The organism is Epibacterium sp. ABV4_022, from assembly GCF_056159345.1.
Genome location: NZ_JBSWVA010000001.1, coordinates 3,016,391 through 3,034,487, shown reverse-complemented (window position 1 = coordinate 3,034,487; position 18,097 = coordinate 3,016,391). Strand labels below are relative to the sequence as shown.

Below are 18,097 nucleotides of genomic sequence, written 5' to 3'. Positions count from 1 at the left end.
GAAACAGGTGACGCATGACACATACTGTTGAAAAAATTGGCGGGACCTCGATGTCCCGCGTGAACGAGCTGGTGGACACGCTGTTTACTGGCGGGCGCAAGGCGGATGATCTTTATGGTCGCGTCTTTGTGGTCTCCGCCTTTGGTGGCATCACCAATCTGCTGCTCGAACACAAGAAAACCGGTGAACCGGGCGTCTATGCCCGGTTTGCCGACGCCGAATCCGACCATGGCTGGCACGAGGCCCTGAGCCGCGTCGGCGACGAGATGCGCAAGGCGCATGAGTCGGTGCTCGACAATGCCGGTGATGTGGCGCAGGCGGATGCCTTTGTCGCCGAACGTATTGAAGGCGCCCGCAACTGCCTGATCGACCTGCAACGCCTGTGCAGCTATGGCCACTTCCGCCTGGCGGAACACATGCTGCAGATCCGCGAGCTGCTGTCGGGGCTGGGCGAGGCGCATTCCGCCTTTGTCACCGCACTGCTGTTGCAGCGCGTGGGGGTGAATGCCCGCTTTGTGGACCTGTCCGGCTGGCGTGACGAAGGTGACGTGACGCTGGAGGAACGGATCTCCGGTGCGCTCAACGACGTCGATCCCGCCACCGAGATGCCCATCGTCACAGGTTATGCGCAATGTGCCGAGGGGCTGATGCGCGAGTTTGACCGTGGCTATTCCGAGGTGACGTTCTCCTGTCTGGCCGCCCTCACCGGCGCCAGCGAGGCGATCATCCACAAGGAGTTTCACCTCTCCTCCGCCGACCCGAAACTGGTGGGCGAGGGCGTCGCGCAGAAACTGGGCCACACCAACTATGACGTGGCAGACCAGATGTCGAACATGGGGATGGAGGCGATCCACCCCAAGGCGGCCAAGACCCTGCGTCAGGCCGATGTGCCGCTGCGGGTGACCAACGCGTTCGAACCAGAAGATCCGGGCACGCTGATCGACGACAAGCCGGCGGAAAGCCCGGCGGTGGAGATGATCACCGGTCTGGATATCATCGCGCTGGAGGTCTTCGAACAGGACATGGTGGGTGTCAAAGGTTATGACGCCGCCATCCTCGAGGTGCTGACCCGCCACGATGTGCGTATCGTGTCCAAGACCTCGAATGCCAATACCATCACCCACTATGTCGACACCTCGCTGACGGTGCTGAAACGGGTGGAAAAGGATCTGGCGCGGCTCTATGCCAATGCCGAGATTTCCGCGCGGCTGCTGTCCATGGCCTCGGCCATCGGGCGCGACCTCAAGGGGCTGTCGGTGCTGACGCGCGGGTTGCAGGCGATTGCCGATGTGGGGCTGGAAAGCCTCGGCGCCTCACAAGGGCCGCGCAATGTGGACGTGCAGTACATCGTCGAGCGTGAGGACCTGAAGCCGGTCATCGGTGCGCTGCACCGGGTGCTGGTCGAGGACAAGCCTGCGAAACAGGACAAGTCGATCAAAGCGGCAGCCTGACGCATGATATAGCCGTCGTCTGACAGGGATGATGCAGGAACAAAGGGGCGCCCGGAAGGGCGCCCCTTTGCGTTGGTGTGACAGTGTCAGGTCCGGCGTCGCTCAGAGCGGTTCTTTCGCCAGCCCCTTGCCGAGGATCGGCCCCGTCGGCAGGCCCGTGGGCGAACCGCCCGCCTGCTCAAACGTGATCTCATAGAGCTGTTCCGGCCCCGGCGGCGGCAAACCCTCCACCGCCAGCGCGGTGCCCCGGTTGTCCGCCAGCAGGCCAAGCGAAACCGGCGGGCCGTCGTCCTCGGGTTTGGTCCAGACCTGCATCACCTGACCGTCGGGCACTGCGGCCTGTCCCAGCAGGGTGACCCGGGTCAGGTTCTCTTCGGTGCCTTCGACCACGGCGACGGCCTCGCCAGTGGTGTCGTTGATCAACACCGCGATCACCGTCGGGTCGGGCCGCATCATCACCGACCATCCCAGCGCCAGCGCGAGTATGATCGACGCCGCCAGCCCGGTGCAGGCGGCGAGGAACCAGTTGCGCGGGGCGCGCGGCTCGTTGGCGGGCAGGGTGGTATCGGTCTCGGCGTCGAACTGCGGCACGGAGGCGGGCGCAATCTCTGCCGCTGCGGACCCTGCGTCCAGCCTGGCCGCGACCCGTGCCCACATGTCACCGGGCAGCGCCTCGGGCGTGGCGGTGTCATCCAGTTCCGACAGCCGCGCACGCGCCTGTGCCAGCGCGGCGGCGACCTCGGGATCGCGCAGCGCGCGGGCTTCGAGCTCGGCCGCCTCGGCCTCATCTGCCAGGCCAAGCGCCACTTCCATTGCCTGATCGGCCAGGGGTCTTGTCTCACTCATGACAGGCACTCCCGCAGGGCGCTGAGGCCACGTCGGACCCAGGCCTTGACCGACCCGAGCGGCGCCTGGATGCGGCCGGAAATCTCGCCATGGGTGTAGCCCAGCACATAGGCCTGGAGGATCGCCACCCGCTTGCGCGGCTCCAGCCGGTCGAGGCAGCGCCGCAGGTCGCTGTTCATGTCCAGCCTGCCATAGGCCTCCATCACGATGTCCTCATCTTGCCGGCGCTCCAGCGTCCCGGCGTCCTCGGCGATTTCCCAGCTTTCCTTGCGCAGCATCGTCAGGCACTGGTTGCGCAGGATGGTGGTCAGCCACCCCCGCGCAGAGCCGCGCGCGGCATCAAACTGATGGGCCTTGCACCAGAGCGAGACAAAACACTCCTGCACCGCATCCTCAGCCAGATCCCGCCGGCGCAGCATCCGGATCGCAATCCCCAGCAACCGCGACCCTTCGGTGTCCATCAGGGCGCGCAGCGCTGCACGATCCCCGTTTGCGCAGGCCTCGATGCGCTCTGCCAATTCGCTCAATCGCCTGTCCTCATGCCTGTGGCGCGTCCCGGTGCCCGCGGCCATCCGCGTCGGTCTTGCACGCAGGCGGGACGGCCTGCTCCGGGCAACCGTATTGGCACCGGCGGACCCGGTCAACGTCATGATCGCCAGCGGCAGAGGCATCGGGAGGGGGCAACAGGGGGCGCCGGGCGATACCGCCTGCGCCCCCTCGGGTAACATGTCCCCGGTGTTTGCGGCACCATGGGGTTACTCGCACTCACTCACGCAACCATAACACGAAATGCGTCACGATGTGCAACCCTGATGTCACTTCGCCGTCATGAAGGTGATGTCGCGCAGCGGCGCATCCGCGCCCTTGATTTCCCAGCTTTCCATGACCTTGCCGCTCTCCAGGGAGACGGTGTTGAGGCTGCCACCAGCCGCGAGCCAGGCGGTATTGTTGCCCTCTGCATCGGTTGCAATGTCAAAGGCATAGGTCTGCGCCCCGTCAATGCCCAGCTTGCCGATCGCCGCCAGCGTGCCATCGTTGGGCGAGGTCTGCTGGATCAGCGCCACGATGGTGGAATCGATGTCATACATCGCCGTCGAATCCGGCTGCCCGTAGGAGTTGATATAGGCCGCCGCGACGATCGCCGGAGCCTCGCCCGCGTGCATGTCTTTTTCTTCAAAGGCGAGCGAGCCATCCACGGTCACGGCACCGCTTTCGATGTCCACCCGGTGGTTGGTGGTGCCGCTCATGAAGCGCAGCTTGTTGGCCTTGGGGTTGAAATCCACGATCACCGGCGCGCCCTCGGCGATCGGCAGTTCCTTGTCCATGGTGGAAATCACCGTGGCCTCGCCGGTCATTGGGTCAATCTCGACGATGTCAAAGGTGGAGGTGACGCCGATCAGCTGACCGGTGGCCGGGCGCAGATCGATGCCCAGCAGCTTGTCGACGCCCTTGACGGGCATGGAGCCGGTGACCCCGGCGGTTTCGGCGTTGATCATATGCAGCATGTTGTCGCCACTCAGCCCGATCGCCATCGGGGCGGCATGGTCGTCCGCTTGCGCCAGCTGGGCGGTTGCGAAAATGGATGCGGTCACAAAAGCGGTCTTAAGGGAATGCATAAAAAGCTCCTCTCTGTTTGACTGAGGCACGGACCATCCGTGCGCTGTCAGAGGGGAGACTCCGTCAGCGCCGCATTTGGATGCAGCAGGCGGCAATTTTTTTGAAAAAAGTTTTGGGCGGCGGGTCAGATGGGGGCGGCGGCGTCCCCGATCCGGGTGATCGCCTGTATCTGCTCGGTGGCCAGACGCAGCGCCGCGCCGGTGCAGGTCATCATGGCCGGCAGCACCATCCATTCCAGCGTCCACATCGCGCCAGAGCGTTCCTGTTCATGCACCATCGCCTGATGCATCAGGGGCAATTGGCCTGCGTTATAGCGCGCCAGGGTCACCAGCAGTTCCGCCGTCACCGGGTTCTGTTTATGCGCCATGGCAGAGCTGCTGCCGCCGCCCTGCTGCGCCAGCGCATCGACGCCCTGCTGCGCCATCAGGCAGATATCCTGCCCGATCTTGCCGAGGCTGCCGGTCAGGGCGGAGAGCCAGCTGGCGTATGTCGCCAGCCCGTCGCGCTCGGTGTGCCAGCTGCGGGCAGGGGAATGCAGTCCCAACTCGGCTGCCATGAACCGGGCCATCGCATCGCCATGCGGCTGACTGCGCTGGCGATCCCCCACCGGGCCGCCGAATTGCAACAGCTCCACCTCGGGGCGCAAGGTCTCCAGCCGTTTTGCATGGCGCTGCACCGGCCCGGCCCAGGTGGTGATCCGATGCCCGGCCGTGATCGGCAATGCCGCCTGCATCCGGGTGCGCGCCATCAGGGCGTTTTCGCCCTGTGTCCGCCCCAGCGACTCCAGTGCGGTGTTCAACGCCTCCAGCCGCGACAGGTAAATCGCGTTTGCCGCACGGATCGCCAGCACCAGCGCGGTGTCGATCAGATCCTGACTGGTGGCACCGGGGTGCACAGCGGCGGCAAGCTCTGCGCCCACATGCGCCTTGAGTTGCCGCACATAACCGGGCACCGCCATGCCGTCTGTCTTCAGATCCGCCTGCACTGCCGCCACATCGGGCGCGAACCCCGCCATCGCCGCCACTGCCCGCGCCGCAAGATCCGCTTCGATCTTCCCGACCTCTGCCGCCGCGCGGGTCAGCGCGACCTCATAGGCGAGGAAGGCTTCTGCGGTTGCAGGACCACTGAACAAATCCGTGATCTCATCATCGGCAAAGAGGCCGGCAAAATAGGGGTTGGTCGAGGTCAGCGGGTTCACGGGGGCAGGCGGTCCTTTGAGGCGGAATGATGAAACCAGATCAGCCGCGCAAGGGCACGTCAAGGATCTCGCGCGCCTGTTGCCAGGTGGCGACGGGGCGTTCGTATTTCTCGCAGAGCGCCGCCGCGCGCCGGATCAGTGCCGCATTGGAGGGCGCAAGCGTCTGGCGATCCAGCCGCACGTTGTCCTCAAGCCCCGTGCGCGTATGCCCACCGGCGGCAATGGCCCATTCGTTCACGATCAGCTGGTTCGCCCCAATGCCCGCCGCACACCAATTAGCCCCGGGCGCGCGGCGTTTGACCAGATCGACATAGAGGTCAAAGACCTCCTTGTCGGCAGGCATCGCGTTTTTCACGCCCATCACAAATTGCACATAGAGCTTGCCATAAAGCGCACCCTCCTGATGCAGCCGGATCGCCTGCAGGATATGGCTGAGGTCAAAGGCCTCCACCTCCGGCGTGATGTGATGCGTTCGCATCTCGCCTGCCAGCCAGTCGACCAGATCCGGCGTGTTTTCATAGACCCGGGTGGGGAAGTTGTTCGACCCCACCGACAGGGACGCCATGTCGGGCTGTAACGGCAGCATGCCGCCGCGCGTCTTGCCCGCGCCCGACCGGCCGCCGGTGGAAAACTGGATAATCATGCCGGGGCAGTGTTTCTCCAGCCCTTCCTTCAGCGCTGCGAATTTTTCCGGATCGGAGGAGGGCGTCTCGTCGTCATTGCGCACATGGGCGTGACAGATGCTGGCCCCGGCCTCAAACGCCTCATGGGTGCTCTCGATCTGTTCGGACACGGTGATCGGCACCGCCGGATTGTTGGCCTTGGTCGGCAGGGAACCGGTGATCGCCACGCAAAGGATGCAAGGGTTGCTCATGATCTGGCCTCAGATGTCGAAAAACACGGTTTCATTATGCCCCTGAAGGCGAATGTCGAAATGGATGTGCCCGTCGCCCTTATCCTCGCCAATCAGGGTTTTGACGCGGGTCTGATGTTCGATGCGGCTCAGGACCGGGTCGGCGGCGTTGGCCTCTGCCTCATCGGGGAAATACATCCGCGTGTGCAGGCCGAGGTTAATGCCCCGCGCCACGATCCAGAGCGTCACATGCGGCGCCTGCATGCGGCCATCGACAAAGGGCACCGCGCCGGGCTTGACCGTGTCAAAGGCAAACTCCCCCGTCGTCATATCCGAGGCACAGCGCCCCCAGCCGGTGAAGTTCGGATCGGCCGTGCCGCGCGTCTCAGCGGGGGAGTTGAACAGCCCCGCGGCATCCGGCTGCCAGATCTCGATCATCGCATCGCGCAGCGGCGTGCCGGTGCCGTCGATGACGCGGCCGGTGATGCGGATGCGCTGACCTTGCACGTCGCCGGTGATCATCTCATGGCCGAGGTCCTGCGGATAAACACCTTCGATCTCGGCAAAATTCGGCGTGCATCCGATGTGCACGTAAGGCCCGGCGGTCTGCGAGGGGGATTCCTTCAGATAGCTCAACGGTTGCACCATGATCACAGCCCCTCCATGCGGTTTTCAAACATCGTCTGGCGACGGCCGCGCAGGGTGATGTCGAACTTGTAGGCCCGCGCATCCATCGGCACCGTGCGCGCCATGTCGAGCGCCGCCACGAGGCTCTCGATCCCCTCGCGGGTCGGGATGGTGTCGACGATGGGGCAGTGCCAGATCAGCGGGTCGCCCTCGAAATACATCTGGGTGATCAGGCGCTGGGCAAATCCCGCACCAAAGATGGAAAAATGGATATGCGCCGGGCGCCAGTCGTTCATCGTATTGGGCCAGGGGTAGGGACCGGGCATGATGGTGCGGAACTCATAGAACCCCTGTGCGTCGCTGATGCAGCGCCCGCAGCCGCCGAAATTCGGGTCCAGCGGCGCCAGATAGCTTTCCTTCTTGTGGCGATAGCGCCCGCCCGCATTGGCCTGCCAGACCTCAATGAGGGCACCGGGCACCCCACGGCCAAATTCGTCGCGCACTTGCCCATGCACGATGATGCGCGGGCCGATTGCCATGCCGTCCCCCTTGGCAAAGTTCAGGATCAGGTCGTTGTCCAGTTTGCCCAGCATGTCGTGGCCGAACACCGGCCCGGTTTCCTCGACCAAAGTGGTGGGAAAGGACAGCGGCGCATGACGCGGGCCGCGCGCCACCGAGGTCTTGTAGTCCGGCGTGATGCTGGGCGGATGCCAGCGCCGGTCGCGGTTTACATAGCCGTTGCTCATTCTTCGCCCGCCTCCTGTTCCATCTCAGCGTAGGTTTCCTTGGCCAGCTTCAGCGCGTGATTGGCGCGTGGCACACCTGCGTAGATGGCCACATGCTGGAACGCCTCCAGCACATCGGTTTTGCTTGCGCCCGTGCGGGCGGTAGCGCGGATGTGCATGGGGATCTCGTCAAAATTGCCAAGCGCGGCCAGAAGCGCCAGCGTCAGCATAGAGCGTTCACGGTCCGAGACCCCGTCGCTGGCCCAGACATTGCCCCAGGCGGTTTCAGTGATCAGCGTCTGGAATGGCGCGTCAAAGGCGGTTTTCTTCGCCTCGGCCCGGTCCACGTGGTCGTCGCCCAGGACCTTGCGGCGGATGGTCATGCCGGTGATATAGCGGTCGCTTTGGGACTGTTTAGACATGGCCCAACTCCTCCAGGAACTCTAATACCACCCCGGCATAGGCCTCGGGCGCCTCGACACAGGGCAAATGGCCGGTGTCCTCGATCACGGTGAACGCTGCGTCGGGGATCAGGTCGATGGTGGCCTCCACCAGCGCGGCGGGGCTGGCACCATCCGCACTGCCCGCGATGCCAAGGGTCGGCTGGCGCAGGGTCTTGGTGATCTTGCTGAGGTCTGCGCCCGCAATGGCCTGACAACAGGCGATGTAGCCCGCCTGCGGTGTACGCTCCAGCATGTGCCGCCATGGCAGATGCGTGTGGGTGCTCAGGAAATCGGGCGCAAACCAGCGCTCCATCACCGCACCCGACAGGGCCGCAATGCCGCCGGCCTCGATGGCTGCGATCCGGTCCTGCCACATCTGCGCCTCGCCCATTTTTGCGGCGGTGTTAGACAGCACCAGCGCCGAGATCCGCTCTGGCGCGCGGGCCGCCACGGTCTGCGCAATCATGCCGCCGATCGACAGGCCGACAAAGGTACAAGTCTCAACACCCAGATGATCCAACAGCTCCAGCGCATCCTCGGCGAGATCGTCGAGGGAATAGGGCCCTTTGGGGCAGGAGCTGAGGCCATGGCCGCGCTTGTCATACCGGATCAGCCGCAGATGCTTGGGCAGGCGGTCGATCACTGCATCCCAGAGCCGCAGATCCGTGCCCAGCGAGTTGGCAAAGACCACCGCGGGCCCGTTTGGGTCGCCATCCGCGCGCCAATGGAGCGTTGCATGTGTCAGTCGCGCCGCCTGCATCAGTAGGGCAACCCGACGTAATTGGTCGCCAGCACCCGCTGCGCGTCCTCGTTGTCACGCAGGAAGGCCAGTTCCGCCGCCTGCATTTTTACATCAAACGGGCTTTGATCCGGGAACCGATGCAGCAGGGAGGTCATCCACCAGCTGAACCGCTCCGCCTTCCAGACCCGGGCAAGCGCCTTTTCGGAATAACGATCCAGTCCTTCGCTGTCCTTATCCTGATAGAACCGCAGCAGCCCAGTATAGAGGTAATGCACATCAGAGGCGGCGGTGTTCAGACCCTTCGCCCCGGTGGGCGGCACGATATGGGCGGCATCGCCGCAGAGGAACAACCGCCCCCAGCGCATCGGCTCGCTCACAAACGACCGCAGCGGCGCGATGGATTTCTCGATCGAGGGACCTGTCACCAGCGCCTCGGCGACCTCGGCGGGCAGGCGGCGGCGCAGCGTGTCCCAGAAGCGCGTGTCGGTCCAGTCGCCGACGTCATCACCCAGAGAACACTGCACGTAATATCGGCTGAGGTTGGCATTGCGCATCGAACAGAGCGCAAAGCCGTCCTCGGAATTGGCATAGATCAGCTCTTCGTTGACCGGTGGGGTTTCCGACAGGATGCCGAGCCAGCCGAAGGGATAGACCTTTTCATACTCGGTGCGCACGGAGGCCGGAATGGTGCGGCGGCTGACGCCATGGAACCCGTCACAACCGGCGATGAAATCGCAATCAATACGCTGTTCCCGCCCGTCCTTGTGGAAGGTCACATAGGGCGCATCGGTGTCCGCGTCGTGGATGGCGGCATCCGCCACGTCAAAGATCGTCTGGGCGCCGACCTTCTCGCGCGCCTCATAGAGATCGCGGGTGACTTCGGTCTGGCCGTAGAGGATCACCGATTTGCCGATCAGCTGCTTGAAATTGATGCCGAACATCTGGTCATTGTGGGCGATCTGCGTGCCCTCGTGGTGAAAGCTCTCGCGCTCCAGCCGCGCACCGACGCCCGCCTTGTGCATCAGCTCGACCATGCCCTGTTCGAGGATGCCCGCACGGATGCGGCTCAGAACATGTGCCTTGCTGCGCCGTTCCAGAACGACGGTGTCGATCCCATTCAGGTGCAACAATTGCCCCAACAACATTCCCGACGGACCTCCGCCGACAATAACCACCTGTGTCCGCATCCAAGCCTCCCGCTTTGAGTGCAGCGTATCATGCAGTTTTTGTATTCTAAAATGAGAAATGCAGCTTTATAGATACCGATATGGGTAATTTAAAGCGTTCACGACAGGTCAAGATCCGCCACATGCAATGCCTGTCGGAGGCGGTGGCACACGGCAGTCTGAAGGGCGCGGCAGAGCATCTGGGGCTGACGCAACCGGCGATGTCGCGCACCCTGAAGGAGCTGGAAGAGATCCTCGGGGCGACGCTCTTGCGGCGCAGCCGGGCCGGGGTTGAGCTGACCGAAGCCGGGGAGATCTTTGCCCATTTTGCCCGCATGAGCCTGGCCGCGCTCGATCACGGGCTGGACAGTGTGGATCGCACCCAGGGCGGCCTGTTGCGCCAGGAGGTTACCGTGGGCGCCTTGCCCAGCGTGGCGGCGGGGCTGCTGCCGCGGGTCGCGGAGGAGTTTCGCAGGCTGGCGCCCGAGGCGGTTTTGCGATTGTCCGACGGGCCGCACGGGATGCTGATCGACCTGCTGCGCAGCGGCGCGGTGAGCATGGTGATCGGGCGGCTGGGCGATCCCGCGGTGATGCAGGGGGTGTCCTTTACCCAGCTCTATACCGAAGAGGTCGTGTGCGCGGTGCGGCCCGGCCATCCCTGTCTGGCGGCTCCGAGCCTGTCGGATCTGACCCGCTGGCCGGTGATCTTCCCGCCCTCCACGGCGGCCATTCGCCCGTTGGTGGAGCGGTGGCTGATCAGCCATGGCCTGTCGGAACCGCCGCATCGGATCGAAACGGTCTCGGGCGCCTTTGCCCGGGTGCATGCGCGCGATACCGATGCAATCTGGATGATTTCGCGCGGGGTGGTGCGCAACGAGCTTGCCGACGGGCGCTTGGTCGAACTGCCCTTCGACATGTCGCTGACCAAGGGGCCGGTCGGGCTGATGCTGCGGCAGGATGCAGAGCGGACGCCGCTGGAAGGGGTGTTCCTCAAAGCGCTGCACGCAGCAATCGGTGCGCTGGGGTATGATGTGAGCTGAGTGTTGCGTATAGACCCGGAAGGCCTCCCGCGCCCGCACGTGCCCGGCCTGCGGCAGGACCCGTTGGCGGCCTTGGGCCCAGCGCCCGGACGGGGTCCGGGCGCCAGGGGGCGCTGCCCCCTCGGGCCTTGCGGCCCTCACCCCCGAGATATTTGGAAAAAGCTGAAGGTGGGGCGGTGGCACGCCGCGCGCCAGCGCGGCGCCGGGCCCAACCGGGCAAGGGGATCTGTGATCCCTGCGGCCTGGGCGGGAGCCTCCCCGCGCTCTTCGGGGTGGCACAGAGGGGGTGCTGGGTGCCCGCGTTTAGACCGGGGGCTTGCCGCGGTATTTCACGGTGAGCTCGGCGGGAACGTCATCGGGGTCATAGACCCCAAGCAGAATGCCCTTGCCGCGCGAGGCGCCGCGTCCCGCGATGATCTGCGCGTCTGAGCGGGTGATGCGTTGTGACATGCGCCGCCCCCATTGGCCGAGGCGCGCATACATCATGTCGATCACCTCGCTGTGGTCTGGACTGCGGCCAAGGTCGTTAAACTCTTGCGGGTCGTTTTCCAGGTCAAACAGCATTGGCGGCAGGCCGCCCTCGGCGTGCATGAACTTCCAGCGCGTGTCCGTCACCATAAAAAGCCGCGCATCGCGGGGGGCGATGCCAAGCTTTACACTCATCGGGGTGCCGGAATAATCGTATTCGCTGATCGCGTACTCCCGCCACACCTCGGGTGTTTGACCGTGCAACCACGGTGTAAGCGCGCGGCCCTCCAAGATGTGATCTGCGACCTCGCCACCTGCGGCCTCCACGAAAGTGGGCAGCAGGTCGATGTTTTCCACCAGCGCGTCGCAGGTGGTGCCGCGAGTGGCGTTGGCTTCGGGGCGGGGATCATAGATGATCATCGGCACTTTGACGGAGGGTTCGTGAAAGAGATCCTTCTCGCCCAGCCAATGATCGCCCAGATAGTCGCCGTGATCAGAGGTGATCACGATCATCGTGTCATCCATCCGGCCCGTGTCCTCAAGGTACTGAAACAGCCGCCCCATCTGGTCATCGCATTGCTTGATGAGGCCCATATAGGCGGGGATGGCGGCTTGCCGGACCTCTTCGCGCGAGAAGGCCTGACCGATGGCATTGCCCATGAAGGCGCCGTAGACCGGGTGCGGATCGTCGCGCTCCGCGGGGTCTTTGACGGCGGGCAGCACATGCTCCGGCCCGTACATGTCGTGATAGGGCGCGGGCACGATATAGGGCCAATGCGGCTTGATATAGCTCACATGCGCGCACCACGGCCCTTCGGCTTGCTCGATAAACTCGATGGTCTTGGTGGTGAGCCACGGGGTTTCGCTGTCTTCCTCGGCAATATTCGCGGCCTTCTGCGCATTGGCCATGAACCAGCCGGAGGCCATCTCTTCGCCCTCAAGCCCCGCATTGGCGAAGTCGTGCCAAGGGTTATGACCCGCGTAACCCTTTGATTTCAGGTACTCATTGTAGGGGCTGCGTTTTTGGTCATAAAACCCGTCCGGCCCCTCGGCCCAGAGCCCATCGTCGCGGATCCAGACGTCAAAGCCACATTCGGCCTGGCGTGCGCCAATCACGCTGTCAGGGCTGAGGCCGAGGCGGGCCATGCCCTCGCTGTCGGCGTTCATATGCGTTTTGCCAATGAGCCAGCAGCCCATGCCCGCCTTGCGCAGGTGATCCCCCATGGTCCATTCGCCGACCCGCAGCGGCGAGTTGTTCCATTGCGCCCCGTGGCTGGAGACATAGCGCCCGGTGTAGCAGCTCATCCGTGCCGCGCCGCAGATGGGCGATTGCACATAGGCATTGGTGAACCGCACGCCGCGCTCAGCCAGCCGGTCGATATGGGGCGTTTTCAGATGCGGATGACCGGCGCAGCTTAGGTAGTCGAACCGCAGCTGGTCGAACATGATAAAGAGGATATTCATCGCACGGCTCCCTCCTGCTGGCGGCCAGCCTAGAAGAGGGACGGGCGCGCAGAAAACCTTTGTCAAATCGTGCCGCTCAGTGGCATGACAGGGCATGTTGAAAGAAAACCGCTCCCTTGATCGTGGCATCGAGATCCTGGAAACCCTCGCGCGCGAGGGGGCGATGTCGCTGGCGGATCTGCACCGTGCCACCGGCCTGCCCAAGAGCACCATCCGGCGGCTGTTGCAAACCCTGATCGCGCGCAAGATCGTGCGCCGCTCGCTGGCGGACCAGCTCTATCGCACGCTGTTGGTGTTTCCCGACATTTCGACCGAGGTGATGCCGAAGGGGATGTTGCAGGTGGCAGATGCGGCGATCCCGCGGGCGCTGGCGCTGACCAAGGCGATCGGCTGGCCGTCAGACATCCATATCCGCGAGGCACGCGCGATGCGGATCATCGACAGCACCCGGCAGGTCAGCAATTTCCACGTTGAACAGGGCCAGATCAACCGCCGGGTCAGCCATTTCGGCTCGGCCACCGGTCTGGCCTGCCTCGCCGCCCTGAGCGACGGCGAAATTGCCGCCACCTATGAGGCGCTGAAATCCGATCTGCACTGGGGGCCGGTGCGCTTTGGGCTGGATCTGCCCGCGCTGATGCGGCGGATCGAGGAGGTCCGCGCCCGTGGCTATGCCGAGCGTCTGCCCGCCCACCTCAGCGAGCGCGAGTGGGACACCGACCTGCGCGCCATTGCGGTGCCGATCCGGGCCGGCGCACAGGTTCTGGGCGGGCTGTCGGTGCTGTGGCTGCGCACCTATAAATCCGTGCCCGAGTTTGCAGAACTCCATCTTGATGCCTTGCAGCAGGCGGCAGCAGACATCAACGCAGGGCTGGATCAGGTCTGGGACAGCCCCCCGGCCTGAGCCCCCCGGCCTGAGCACCTCGGCCTGAGCGCCGCCCCTGTGGTGGTCAGAGCAGGCTTTCCGCCGCCTGTTTGGCCAGGAAAGCGCTTCGATAGAACTGGGTTTTCACCGCACGCCCCCGGTCGGGTTTCAGGTCGGTGATCGGCAGCGGCAGGCTGTCCTCTGACGCGCCGCAGAACAGCTCCGCCAGCGCCCGGCCAAACAACGTGCCGGTGGTGATGCCGCGTCCGTTATAGCCCACGGGGGCATAGAGCCCGTCGTCCAGCCGGTGAATGCGGAACAGGTGATCGGGGGTGAAGGCGATCTGCCCGTGCCAGGCGTCCGCGAACTCCAGCGCGCCGAGGTCGGGGAACAGGCGGCGCAGCTTGCGTTCGGCCCAGCGGCGAGTGAGTCCCTCGGTGCCGCCCACCACCGACCCCATGGAGCCGATAATCAGGCGTCCCGCCTGATCGCGGCGCAGCGAGAACATGATCTTGCCGGTGTCCCATAGGCCCTGACCCTCGGGCAGGATTGAACCGGCCTCGGCGCCGAGGGGCTGGGTGGCCATCTGGAAGAAATGGATCGGCGTGAAGCTCTGCGCCAGCCCCGGCCACAGGTCATTGCTATAGGCGTTGGTGGCGATGACGACGCGCCCGGCGGTGATCACGCCGCGGTCTGTTTCTACCTTCCAGTCTGCGCCGTCTTTCTTCAGCGCATGCACCTTGGTCCCGGTGGAGATGTCTGCCCCGGCTGCCCGTGCGGCGCGGGCCAATCCGCGCACATAGCCCATCGGGTTGATGGTGCCGGCGCGCGCATCCAGGAGTCCGCCGTGAAATTTTGCGGTGCCGGTCTTTTCGGCGGTTTCGCCCGCGCTCAGCAGGCGCACCGGCGCACCAAGCGCCTGCCAGCCTGCGGCGCGGGCCTCAAGATCGCGCAGCCCCGATGCGGCATGTGCGGCGTGGATGGTGCCTGCGCGGGTGGCCTCGCAGCGGATCTGATATTGCTCGATCAGCGAGAACACATAATCGGGCATATCGCCCAGCTCGCGCACCAATGCGCCGCCATGCGCCTTGCCCAGCATCTGCTCCACCTGTTGCGGTGGCAGCCACAGACCGGCATTGACCAGCCCCACGTTGCGCCCGGAGCCGCCATGGCCGATCTCCTCGGCCTCCAGCACGTGACACGACAGCCCCTTGAGCGCGCCATGCAGCGCGGTCGACAGCCCCGTGTAGCCGCCGCCCACGATGGCCACATCGACGCGGGCGTCCTGTGCCAGGGGATTGGCATAGGTGGGTTCCTCGGATGAGCGGTCCCACAGAGAGATCGGTTCGGAACGCGGCTGACCGGCGGATTGGGAAAGGGACGTGTCTGTGGTCACGCTGATCTCCTCGCATGTTCGGGGGCAGGGTCGGTGCATCAATGTACCGGGCCATAATTTACCAGTCTGCGGGCGACACTGCGGCAGGGCAGGGCGGCTGTCAATTGCTGTGATCGCGCGCCCCCTCGCCGGGGCTGGCGTGGGGGCAAAGCTGCCCCTAGAGTGTTGGAAACACACGCCGCAGGAGGTCCGGATGGCACAGCTCAAGACAACATCGGCGCAGATGGTCGCCGCAGCCCGCGCCCGCATCGAGGAAATCACTGCGGCAGAGGCGATTGCCCTGCATGGCACGCCGGAGGTGGTGTTTGTCGACCTGCGCGATGTGCGGGAACGCCAGCGCGTGGGGTTTATCCCCGGCAGTTTTCATTGTCCGCGCGGTATGCTGGAGTTCTGGGTCGATCCCGACAGCCCCTATTTCAAAGAGATCTTTGCCGAGGAAAAACGCTTTGTCTTTCATTGCGCCTCGGGGTGGCGGTCGGCCCTGTCGGTGGCGATGTTGCAGGACATGGGGTTTGAGGCCGCGCACTTAAGCGACGGGTTTTCCGGCTGGCTCAAGGCAGGCGGCCCGGTGGTGGCTCCGGTTGACGAGGGCTAGCGTCCCCTCCCGACAGCAGGCCAAGGGGTTCATATCGCGACAAAAACGCGGCATTTCCGGGGCGCGCGTGATGGTCTTTGCGGGATGCTGTGGCCCGGCTGCACTAGTGGCGCCATTAAGTGTTGGTTAACCAGTTGGGGCCTAAAGACACCAATAACCCACCAGCAGGTATTTAGATGATCCGATCCTTCGCGCTGGCGCTCTGCGCCGCGATTGCGCTTCCTTTGGCCAGCACTGTGCAGGCGGCGGAGGCGGCCCCGTCAGAGGCGCTGAAACGTCACCGGATCGGCTATGGCCACCTGATCGACAATGATCTGATCGGCGATGGCAAGGATCGCTGGCGCACCGGGTCTGTCGCCTCGTCGCGGATTTACGGCTATGGCTGGGACGGGCAGGCCCCTGCGAACTTCGGAGAGCTGTTGGAGCTGCGCTTTCTTGGCCAGATCATCGCCCCGGACAATCTGCGCAATCCGGCTGCCGGTGATCGGCCCTGGGCGGGGGCCCTGTCGCTGGGGCTGCACACCCATATGCAGCGCGGGTCACTGGAGATCTCGCTTGGCGGCGATCTGGTCTTTATCGGTCCGCAAACCGGGCTCGACGGGTTTCAGGATGCGCTGCATGATCTGGCCAACACCACACGCCCGTCGGATGCGGTGCGCGATGCGCAGATCCCCAACAGGATACGCCCCACGTTCGTCGGCGAGTTGGGCAAAACCATCACGCTTGGCCCGCGCAGCCGTCTGCGTCCCTTTGTCGAAGCGCGCGCCGGGGATGAGACATTGGTGCGAATCGGCGCGGACCTGACCCTGGGCACGGCCGGGCAGGGCGAACTCCTTGTGCGAGATCCGGTGACGGGCCAGCGCTACCGGACGATGTATGACACCCGTGGCCTGAGTTTCACGCTGGGGGGCGATGTGGCGCATGTGGCCGAGTCCGTCTACCTGCCGGACGGGCGCGGATACGCGCTGAATTCACGTCGCGACCGCCTGCGTGCAGGGCTGCACTGGCAAGGCGACGGGCGCGATTTCTTTTATGGAATTACCTATCTGGGCAGGGAGTTCTCTGGTCAGGACACCGGGCAGATCGTGGGCTCCCTGCGGCTGCGCTGGACATTTTGACGTGGTTTTTACGCCACGGTCTCCGGGTCAAAAGCAAACCGGCCCCGGGGATTAAGTCTTCCACCTAGGGGGCTGATTTGTTAACGCTTCATTAATAATTGAGATAAACTCAACTGAGGCAGGCTAGAGCGGATGAAGACGGGCTTTTGCGGCACGTTTGTCATCTCCTGGACGCAAACGGAAATTGATGGTCTCGAGGCGGCACCTGTTGCAGCACTCGAGGTGGGCGCTGCGTGGTCTTGGCATGGGGAGGCCGTGCGCGTGGACGGGCCATCAGAACTGTTGCGTCTGGATATGGCAGATGGGGAACAGGACCTTCGGCGTCGTGCGGCGCGTACGGTGCGCCGCCTCGTCGGCGCGGCCGTGCAGAATCGCAGTGATATCCACGCCATTGATGTTGACGATCCGGCCATGGACAGCAGCTTTGTCGTCACCAATGGCGTGCAGAGCTATACCGTCACCATGATCGAGGCCGGCCCCGGGCGGTCGCCGCTGTTGATGTTTGTCGATGAAATCCCGCCCCGCAACACCGACCTCTGGGTGGTGCATCAGGCCTTGGGCCGAATGGGGGCCGATCAGGCGCCGCGAGACCCCGGCGTGATCTGCTTTACCCCCGGCACCCGTATCGCGACGCCGGACGGGCCGAAGCCGGTGGAGACCCTGCGCGAAGGTGATCGGGTGCAAACCCGCGACAACGGCGCCCAGGTGGTGCAATGGATCGGCACGCGCCGGATGAGCGGGGCGCGGTTGTTTGTGATGCCGCAGCTGCGACCGGTGCGCATCCGGGCCGGGGCCCTGGGGATTGATCGCCCCGAATGCGAATTGCTGGTGTCGCCGGAACACCGCATGCTGGTGCGTGGCCGGGCCGCGCAGGCGCTGTTCAACGCGCCGGAGGTTCTGGTGGCGGCGCGTGACCTGATCAATGGCGGCACCATTGCGGTCGATCACAGCGTGCGCGAGGTGACCTATGTGCATCTGCTACTGGAGCACCATCAGGTGATCTGGGCCAATGGGGTTGAGACCGAGAGCTTCCACCCCGCCAATGCCGCCCTGACCGCGTTGGATGACAGCGACCGCAAGCGCCTGCTGCGTCGCTTGCCGGGGGTCGAACAGGATCCGGCCAGCTATGGCGCTTTTGCGCGGCGCAACCTGTCGGCGTCCGAGGCCGCAATCCTCTTGCACGACGCCGCCTAGCGGAGCGCCTGCGGCGCACAGGCCGGAGCTTTCCCACAAGGGGAAAGCCGTTGGGGCTCTCCTGCGCCCATTGATCTGGGCTGCGGCTGTTGCGGTTGCTCTTGCGAAAGGGGTGGGCATAAAACTGCCGGATCACTCTTGACACGGGCAAGGGGTGCTGTAGAAGCGCGGCTTCATTGGTGTTGGTGGCCCCCGCAAGGGGATGCCTGTCATGGTGGACGGTCGCAAGACCCAAACCCAAGAGGACAACGCCCTTCGTTTGTTGCAGGTTTTCTGGAACAGGTGAACGCTG

18 protein-coding genes are annotated in these 18,097 nt (G+C 64.5%); 6 read left to right on the top strand and 12 right to left on the bottom strand.

Annotated elements, in window-relative coordinates:
- The first annotated feature begins 14 nt into the window (after positions 1–14).
- Positions 15–1,451 (top strand): aspartate kinase, encoded by a 1,437-nt coding sequence (locus ACXAF5_RS14420; protein ID WP_474947113.1) that lies wholly within the window; start codon positions 15–17, stop codon positions 1,449–1,451.
- Positions 1,452–1,553: 102 nt separating this feature from the next.
- On the opposite strand, the gene ACXAF5_RS14415 is transcribed toward ACXAF5_RS14420, so the two are convergent.
- The 10 genes from ACXAF5_RS14415 to pobA form a co-directional block, all read right to left on the bottom strand.
- Positions 1,554–2,297, bottom strand: coding sequence for an anti-sigma factor (locus ACXAF5_RS14415; protein WP_474947112.1), 744 nt, complete (start codon positions 2,295–2,297; stop codon positions 1,554–1,556).
- Positions 2,294–2,824, bottom strand: coding sequence for a sigma-70 family RNA polymerase sigma factor (locus ACXAF5_RS14410; protein ID WP_474947111.1), 531 nt, complete (start codon positions 2,822–2,824; stop codon positions 2,294–2,296). Before ACXAF5_RS14410 ends, ACXAF5_RS14415 begins: the two co-directional genes overlap by 4 nt.
- Positions 2,825–3,112: 288 nt before the next feature.
- Positions 3,113–3,913 carry a DUF4394 domain-containing protein gene (locus ACXAF5_RS14405; RefSeq protein WP_474947110.1) on the bottom strand — a complete coding sequence of 267 codons (801 nt, stop codon included), beginning with the start codon at positions 3,911–3,913 and terminating at the stop codon, positions 3,113–3,115.
- Between the two features lie 125 nt (positions 3,914–4,038).
- Complete coding sequence (locus tag ACXAF5_RS14400) at positions 4,039–5,112, bottom strand: 3-carboxy-cis,cis-muconate cycloisomerase (protein ID WP_474947109.1); 1,074 nt, start codon at positions 5,110–5,112, stop codon at positions 4,039–4,041.
- A 40-nt stretch (positions 5,113–5,152) separates the two neighbouring features.
- Positions 5,153–5,986, bottom strand: coding sequence for a 3-oxoadipate:acetyl-CoA acetyltransferase (locus ACXAF5_RS14395; protein WP_474947108.1), 834 nt, complete (start codon positions 5,984–5,986; stop codon positions 5,153–5,155).
- A 9-nt stretch (positions 5,987–5,995) separates the two neighbouring features.
- Entirely contained in the window at positions 5,996–6,613 is a 618-nt protein-coding gene (pcaG, locus tag ACXAF5_RS14390; protein ID WP_474947107.1) for a protocatechuate 3,4-dioxygenase subunit alpha, read from the bottom strand.
- A gap of 2 nt (positions 6,614–6,615) precedes the next feature.
- Complete coding sequence (gene pcaH / locus ACXAF5_RS14385) at positions 6,616–7,338, bottom strand: protocatechuate 3,4-dioxygenase subunit beta (protein ID WP_474947106.1); 723 nt, start codon at positions 7,336–7,338, stop codon at positions 6,616–6,618.
- Complete coding sequence (pcaC, locus tag ACXAF5_RS14380) at positions 7,335–7,739, bottom strand: 4-carboxymuconolactone decarboxylase (protein WP_474947105.1); 405 nt, start codon at positions 7,737–7,739, stop codon at positions 7,335–7,337. Before pcaC ends, pcaH begins: the two co-directional genes overlap by 4 nt.
- The gene (gene pcaD / locus ACXAF5_RS14375; protein ID WP_474947104.1) at positions 7,732–8,520 is read right to left on the bottom strand and encodes a 3-oxoadipate enol-lactonase; all 789 of its coding nucleotides are present in this window, start codon (positions 8,518–8,520) and stop codon (positions 7,732–7,734) included. Before pcaD ends, pcaC begins: the two co-directional genes overlap by 8 nt.
- Positions 8,520–9,689 carry a 4-hydroxybenzoate 3-monooxygenase gene (pobA, locus tag ACXAF5_RS14370; protein WP_474947103.1) on the bottom strand — a complete coding sequence of 390 codons (1,170 nt, stop codon included), beginning with the start codon at positions 9,687–9,689 and terminating at the stop codon, positions 8,520–8,522. The genes pcaD and pobA overlap by 1 nt, the downstream gene beginning before the upstream one ends.
- Positions 9,690–9,769: 80 nt before the next feature.
- Between pobA and pcaQ the strand changes: the two genes are divergently transcribed.
- The gene (pcaQ, locus tag ACXAF5_RS14365) at positions 9,770–10,708 is read left to right on the top strand and encodes a pca operon transcription factor PcaQ (RefSeq protein ID WP_474947102.1); all 939 of its coding nucleotides are present in this window, start codon (positions 9,770–9,772) and stop codon (positions 10,706–10,708) included.
- 303 nt (positions 10,709–11,011) lie between these two features.
- Here pcaQ and ACXAF5_RS14360 read toward each other — a convergent pair whose 3' ends face one another.
- On the bottom strand, positions 11,012–12,640 hold the full coding sequence (locus ACXAF5_RS14360; RefSeq protein ID WP_474947101.1) for a sulfatase-like hydrolase/transferase: 1,629 nt from the start codon (positions 12,638–12,640) through the stop codon (positions 11,012–11,014).
- Between the two features lie 94 nt (positions 12,641–12,734).
- On the opposite strand from ACXAF5_RS14360, the gene ACXAF5_RS14355 reads away from it, so the two are divergent.
- Positions 12,735–13,541 carry a helix-turn-helix domain-containing protein gene (locus ACXAF5_RS14355; protein WP_239320404.1) on the top strand — a complete coding sequence of 269 codons (807 nt, stop codon included), beginning with the start codon at positions 12,735–12,737 and terminating at the stop codon, positions 13,539–13,541.
- Positions 13,542–13,587: 46 nt separating this feature from the next.
- On the opposite strand, the gene ACXAF5_RS14350 is transcribed toward ACXAF5_RS14355, so the two are convergent.
- Entirely contained in the window at positions 13,588–14,898 is a 1,311-nt protein-coding gene (locus ACXAF5_RS14350; protein ID WP_474947100.1) for an NAD(P)/FAD-dependent oxidoreductase, read from the bottom strand.
- Positions 14,899–15,091: 193 nt separating this feature from the next.
- Between ACXAF5_RS14350 and ACXAF5_RS14345 the strand changes: the two genes are divergently transcribed.
- The 3 genes from ACXAF5_RS14345 (at position 15,092) to ACXAF5_RS14335 (ending at position 17,805) form a co-directional block, all read left to right on the top strand.
- Entirely contained in the window at positions 15,092–15,493 is a 402-nt protein-coding gene (locus ACXAF5_RS14345; RefSeq protein WP_474947099.1) for a rhodanese-like domain-containing protein, read from the top strand.
- Positions 15,494–15,669: 176 nt separating this feature from the next.
- On the top strand, positions 15,670–16,611 hold the full coding sequence (locus ACXAF5_RS14340) for a lipid A-modifier LpxR family protein (protein WP_474947098.1): 942 nt from the start codon (positions 15,670–15,672) through the stop codon (positions 16,609–16,611).
- Between the two features lie 132 nt (positions 16,612–16,743).
- Positions 16,744–17,805 carry a Hint domain-containing protein gene (locus tag ACXAF5_RS14335; protein WP_474947097.1) on the top strand — a complete coding sequence of 354 codons (1,062 nt, stop codon included), beginning with the start codon at positions 16,744–16,746 and terminating at the stop codon, positions 17,803–17,805.
- Positions 17,806–18,097 lie beyond the last annotated feature (292 nt).

Bases quoted from the DNA above. Each gene is read 5' to 3' on its own strand.
- ACXAF5_RS14360 (WP_474947101.1), bottom strand. From the start codon at position 12,640: ATGAATATCCTCTTTATCATGTTCGACCAGCTGCGGTTCGACTACCTA.
- ACXAF5_RS14405 (WP_474947110.1), bottom strand. From the start codon at position 3,913: ATGCATTCCCTTAAGACCGCTTTTGTGACCGCATCCATTTTCGCAACC.
- pobA (WP_474947103.1), bottom strand. From the start codon at position 9,689: ATGCGGACACAGGTGGTTATTGTCGGCGGAGGTCCGTCGGGAATGTTG.
- pcaH (WP_474947106.1), bottom strand. From the start codon at position 7,338: ATGAGCAACGGCTATGTAAACCGCGACCGGCGCTGGCATCCGCCCAGC.
- ACXAF5_RS14355 (WP_239320404.1), top strand. From the start codon at position 12,735: ATGTTGAAAGAAAACCGCTCCCTTGATCGTGGCATCGAGATCCTGGAA.
- ACXAF5_RS14395 (WP_474947108.1), bottom strand. From the start codon at position 5,986: ATGAGCAACCCTTGCATCCTTTGCGTGGCGATCACCGGTTCCCTGCCG.
- ACXAF5_RS14335 (WP_474947097.1), top strand. From the start codon at position 16,744: ATGAAGACGGGCTTTTGCGGCACGTTTGTCATCTCCTGGACGCAAACG.
- ACXAF5_RS14415 (WP_474947112.1), bottom strand. From the start codon at position 2,297: ATGAGTGAGACAAGACCCCTGGCCGATCAGGCAATGGAAGTGGCGCTT.
- ACXAF5_RS14420 (WP_474947113.1), top strand. From the start codon at position 15: ATGACACATACTGTTGAAAAAATTGGCGGGACCTCGATGTCCCGCGTG.
- ACXAF5_RS14340 (WP_474947098.1), top strand. From the start codon at position 15,670: ATGATCCGATCCTTCGCGCTGGCGCTCTGCGCCGCGATTGCGCTTCCT.
- pcaG (WP_474947107.1), bottom strand. From the start codon at position 6,613: ATGGTGCAACCGTTGAGCTATCTGAAGGAATCCCCCTCGCAGACCGCC.
- pcaD (WP_474947104.1), bottom strand. From the start codon at position 8,520: ATGCAGGCGGCGCGACTGACACATGCAACGCTCCATTGGCGCGCGGAT.
- ACXAF5_RS14345 (WP_474947099.1), top strand. From the start codon at position 15,092: ATGGCACAGCTCAAGACAACATCGGCGCAGATGGTCGCCGCAGCCCGC.
- pcaC (WP_474947105.1), bottom strand. From the start codon at position 7,739: ATGTCTAAACAGTCCCAAAGCGACCGCTATATCACCGGCATGACCATC.
- pcaQ (WP_474947102.1), top strand. From the start codon at position 9,770: ATGGGTAATTTAAAGCGTTCACGACAGGTCAAGATCCGCCACATGCAA.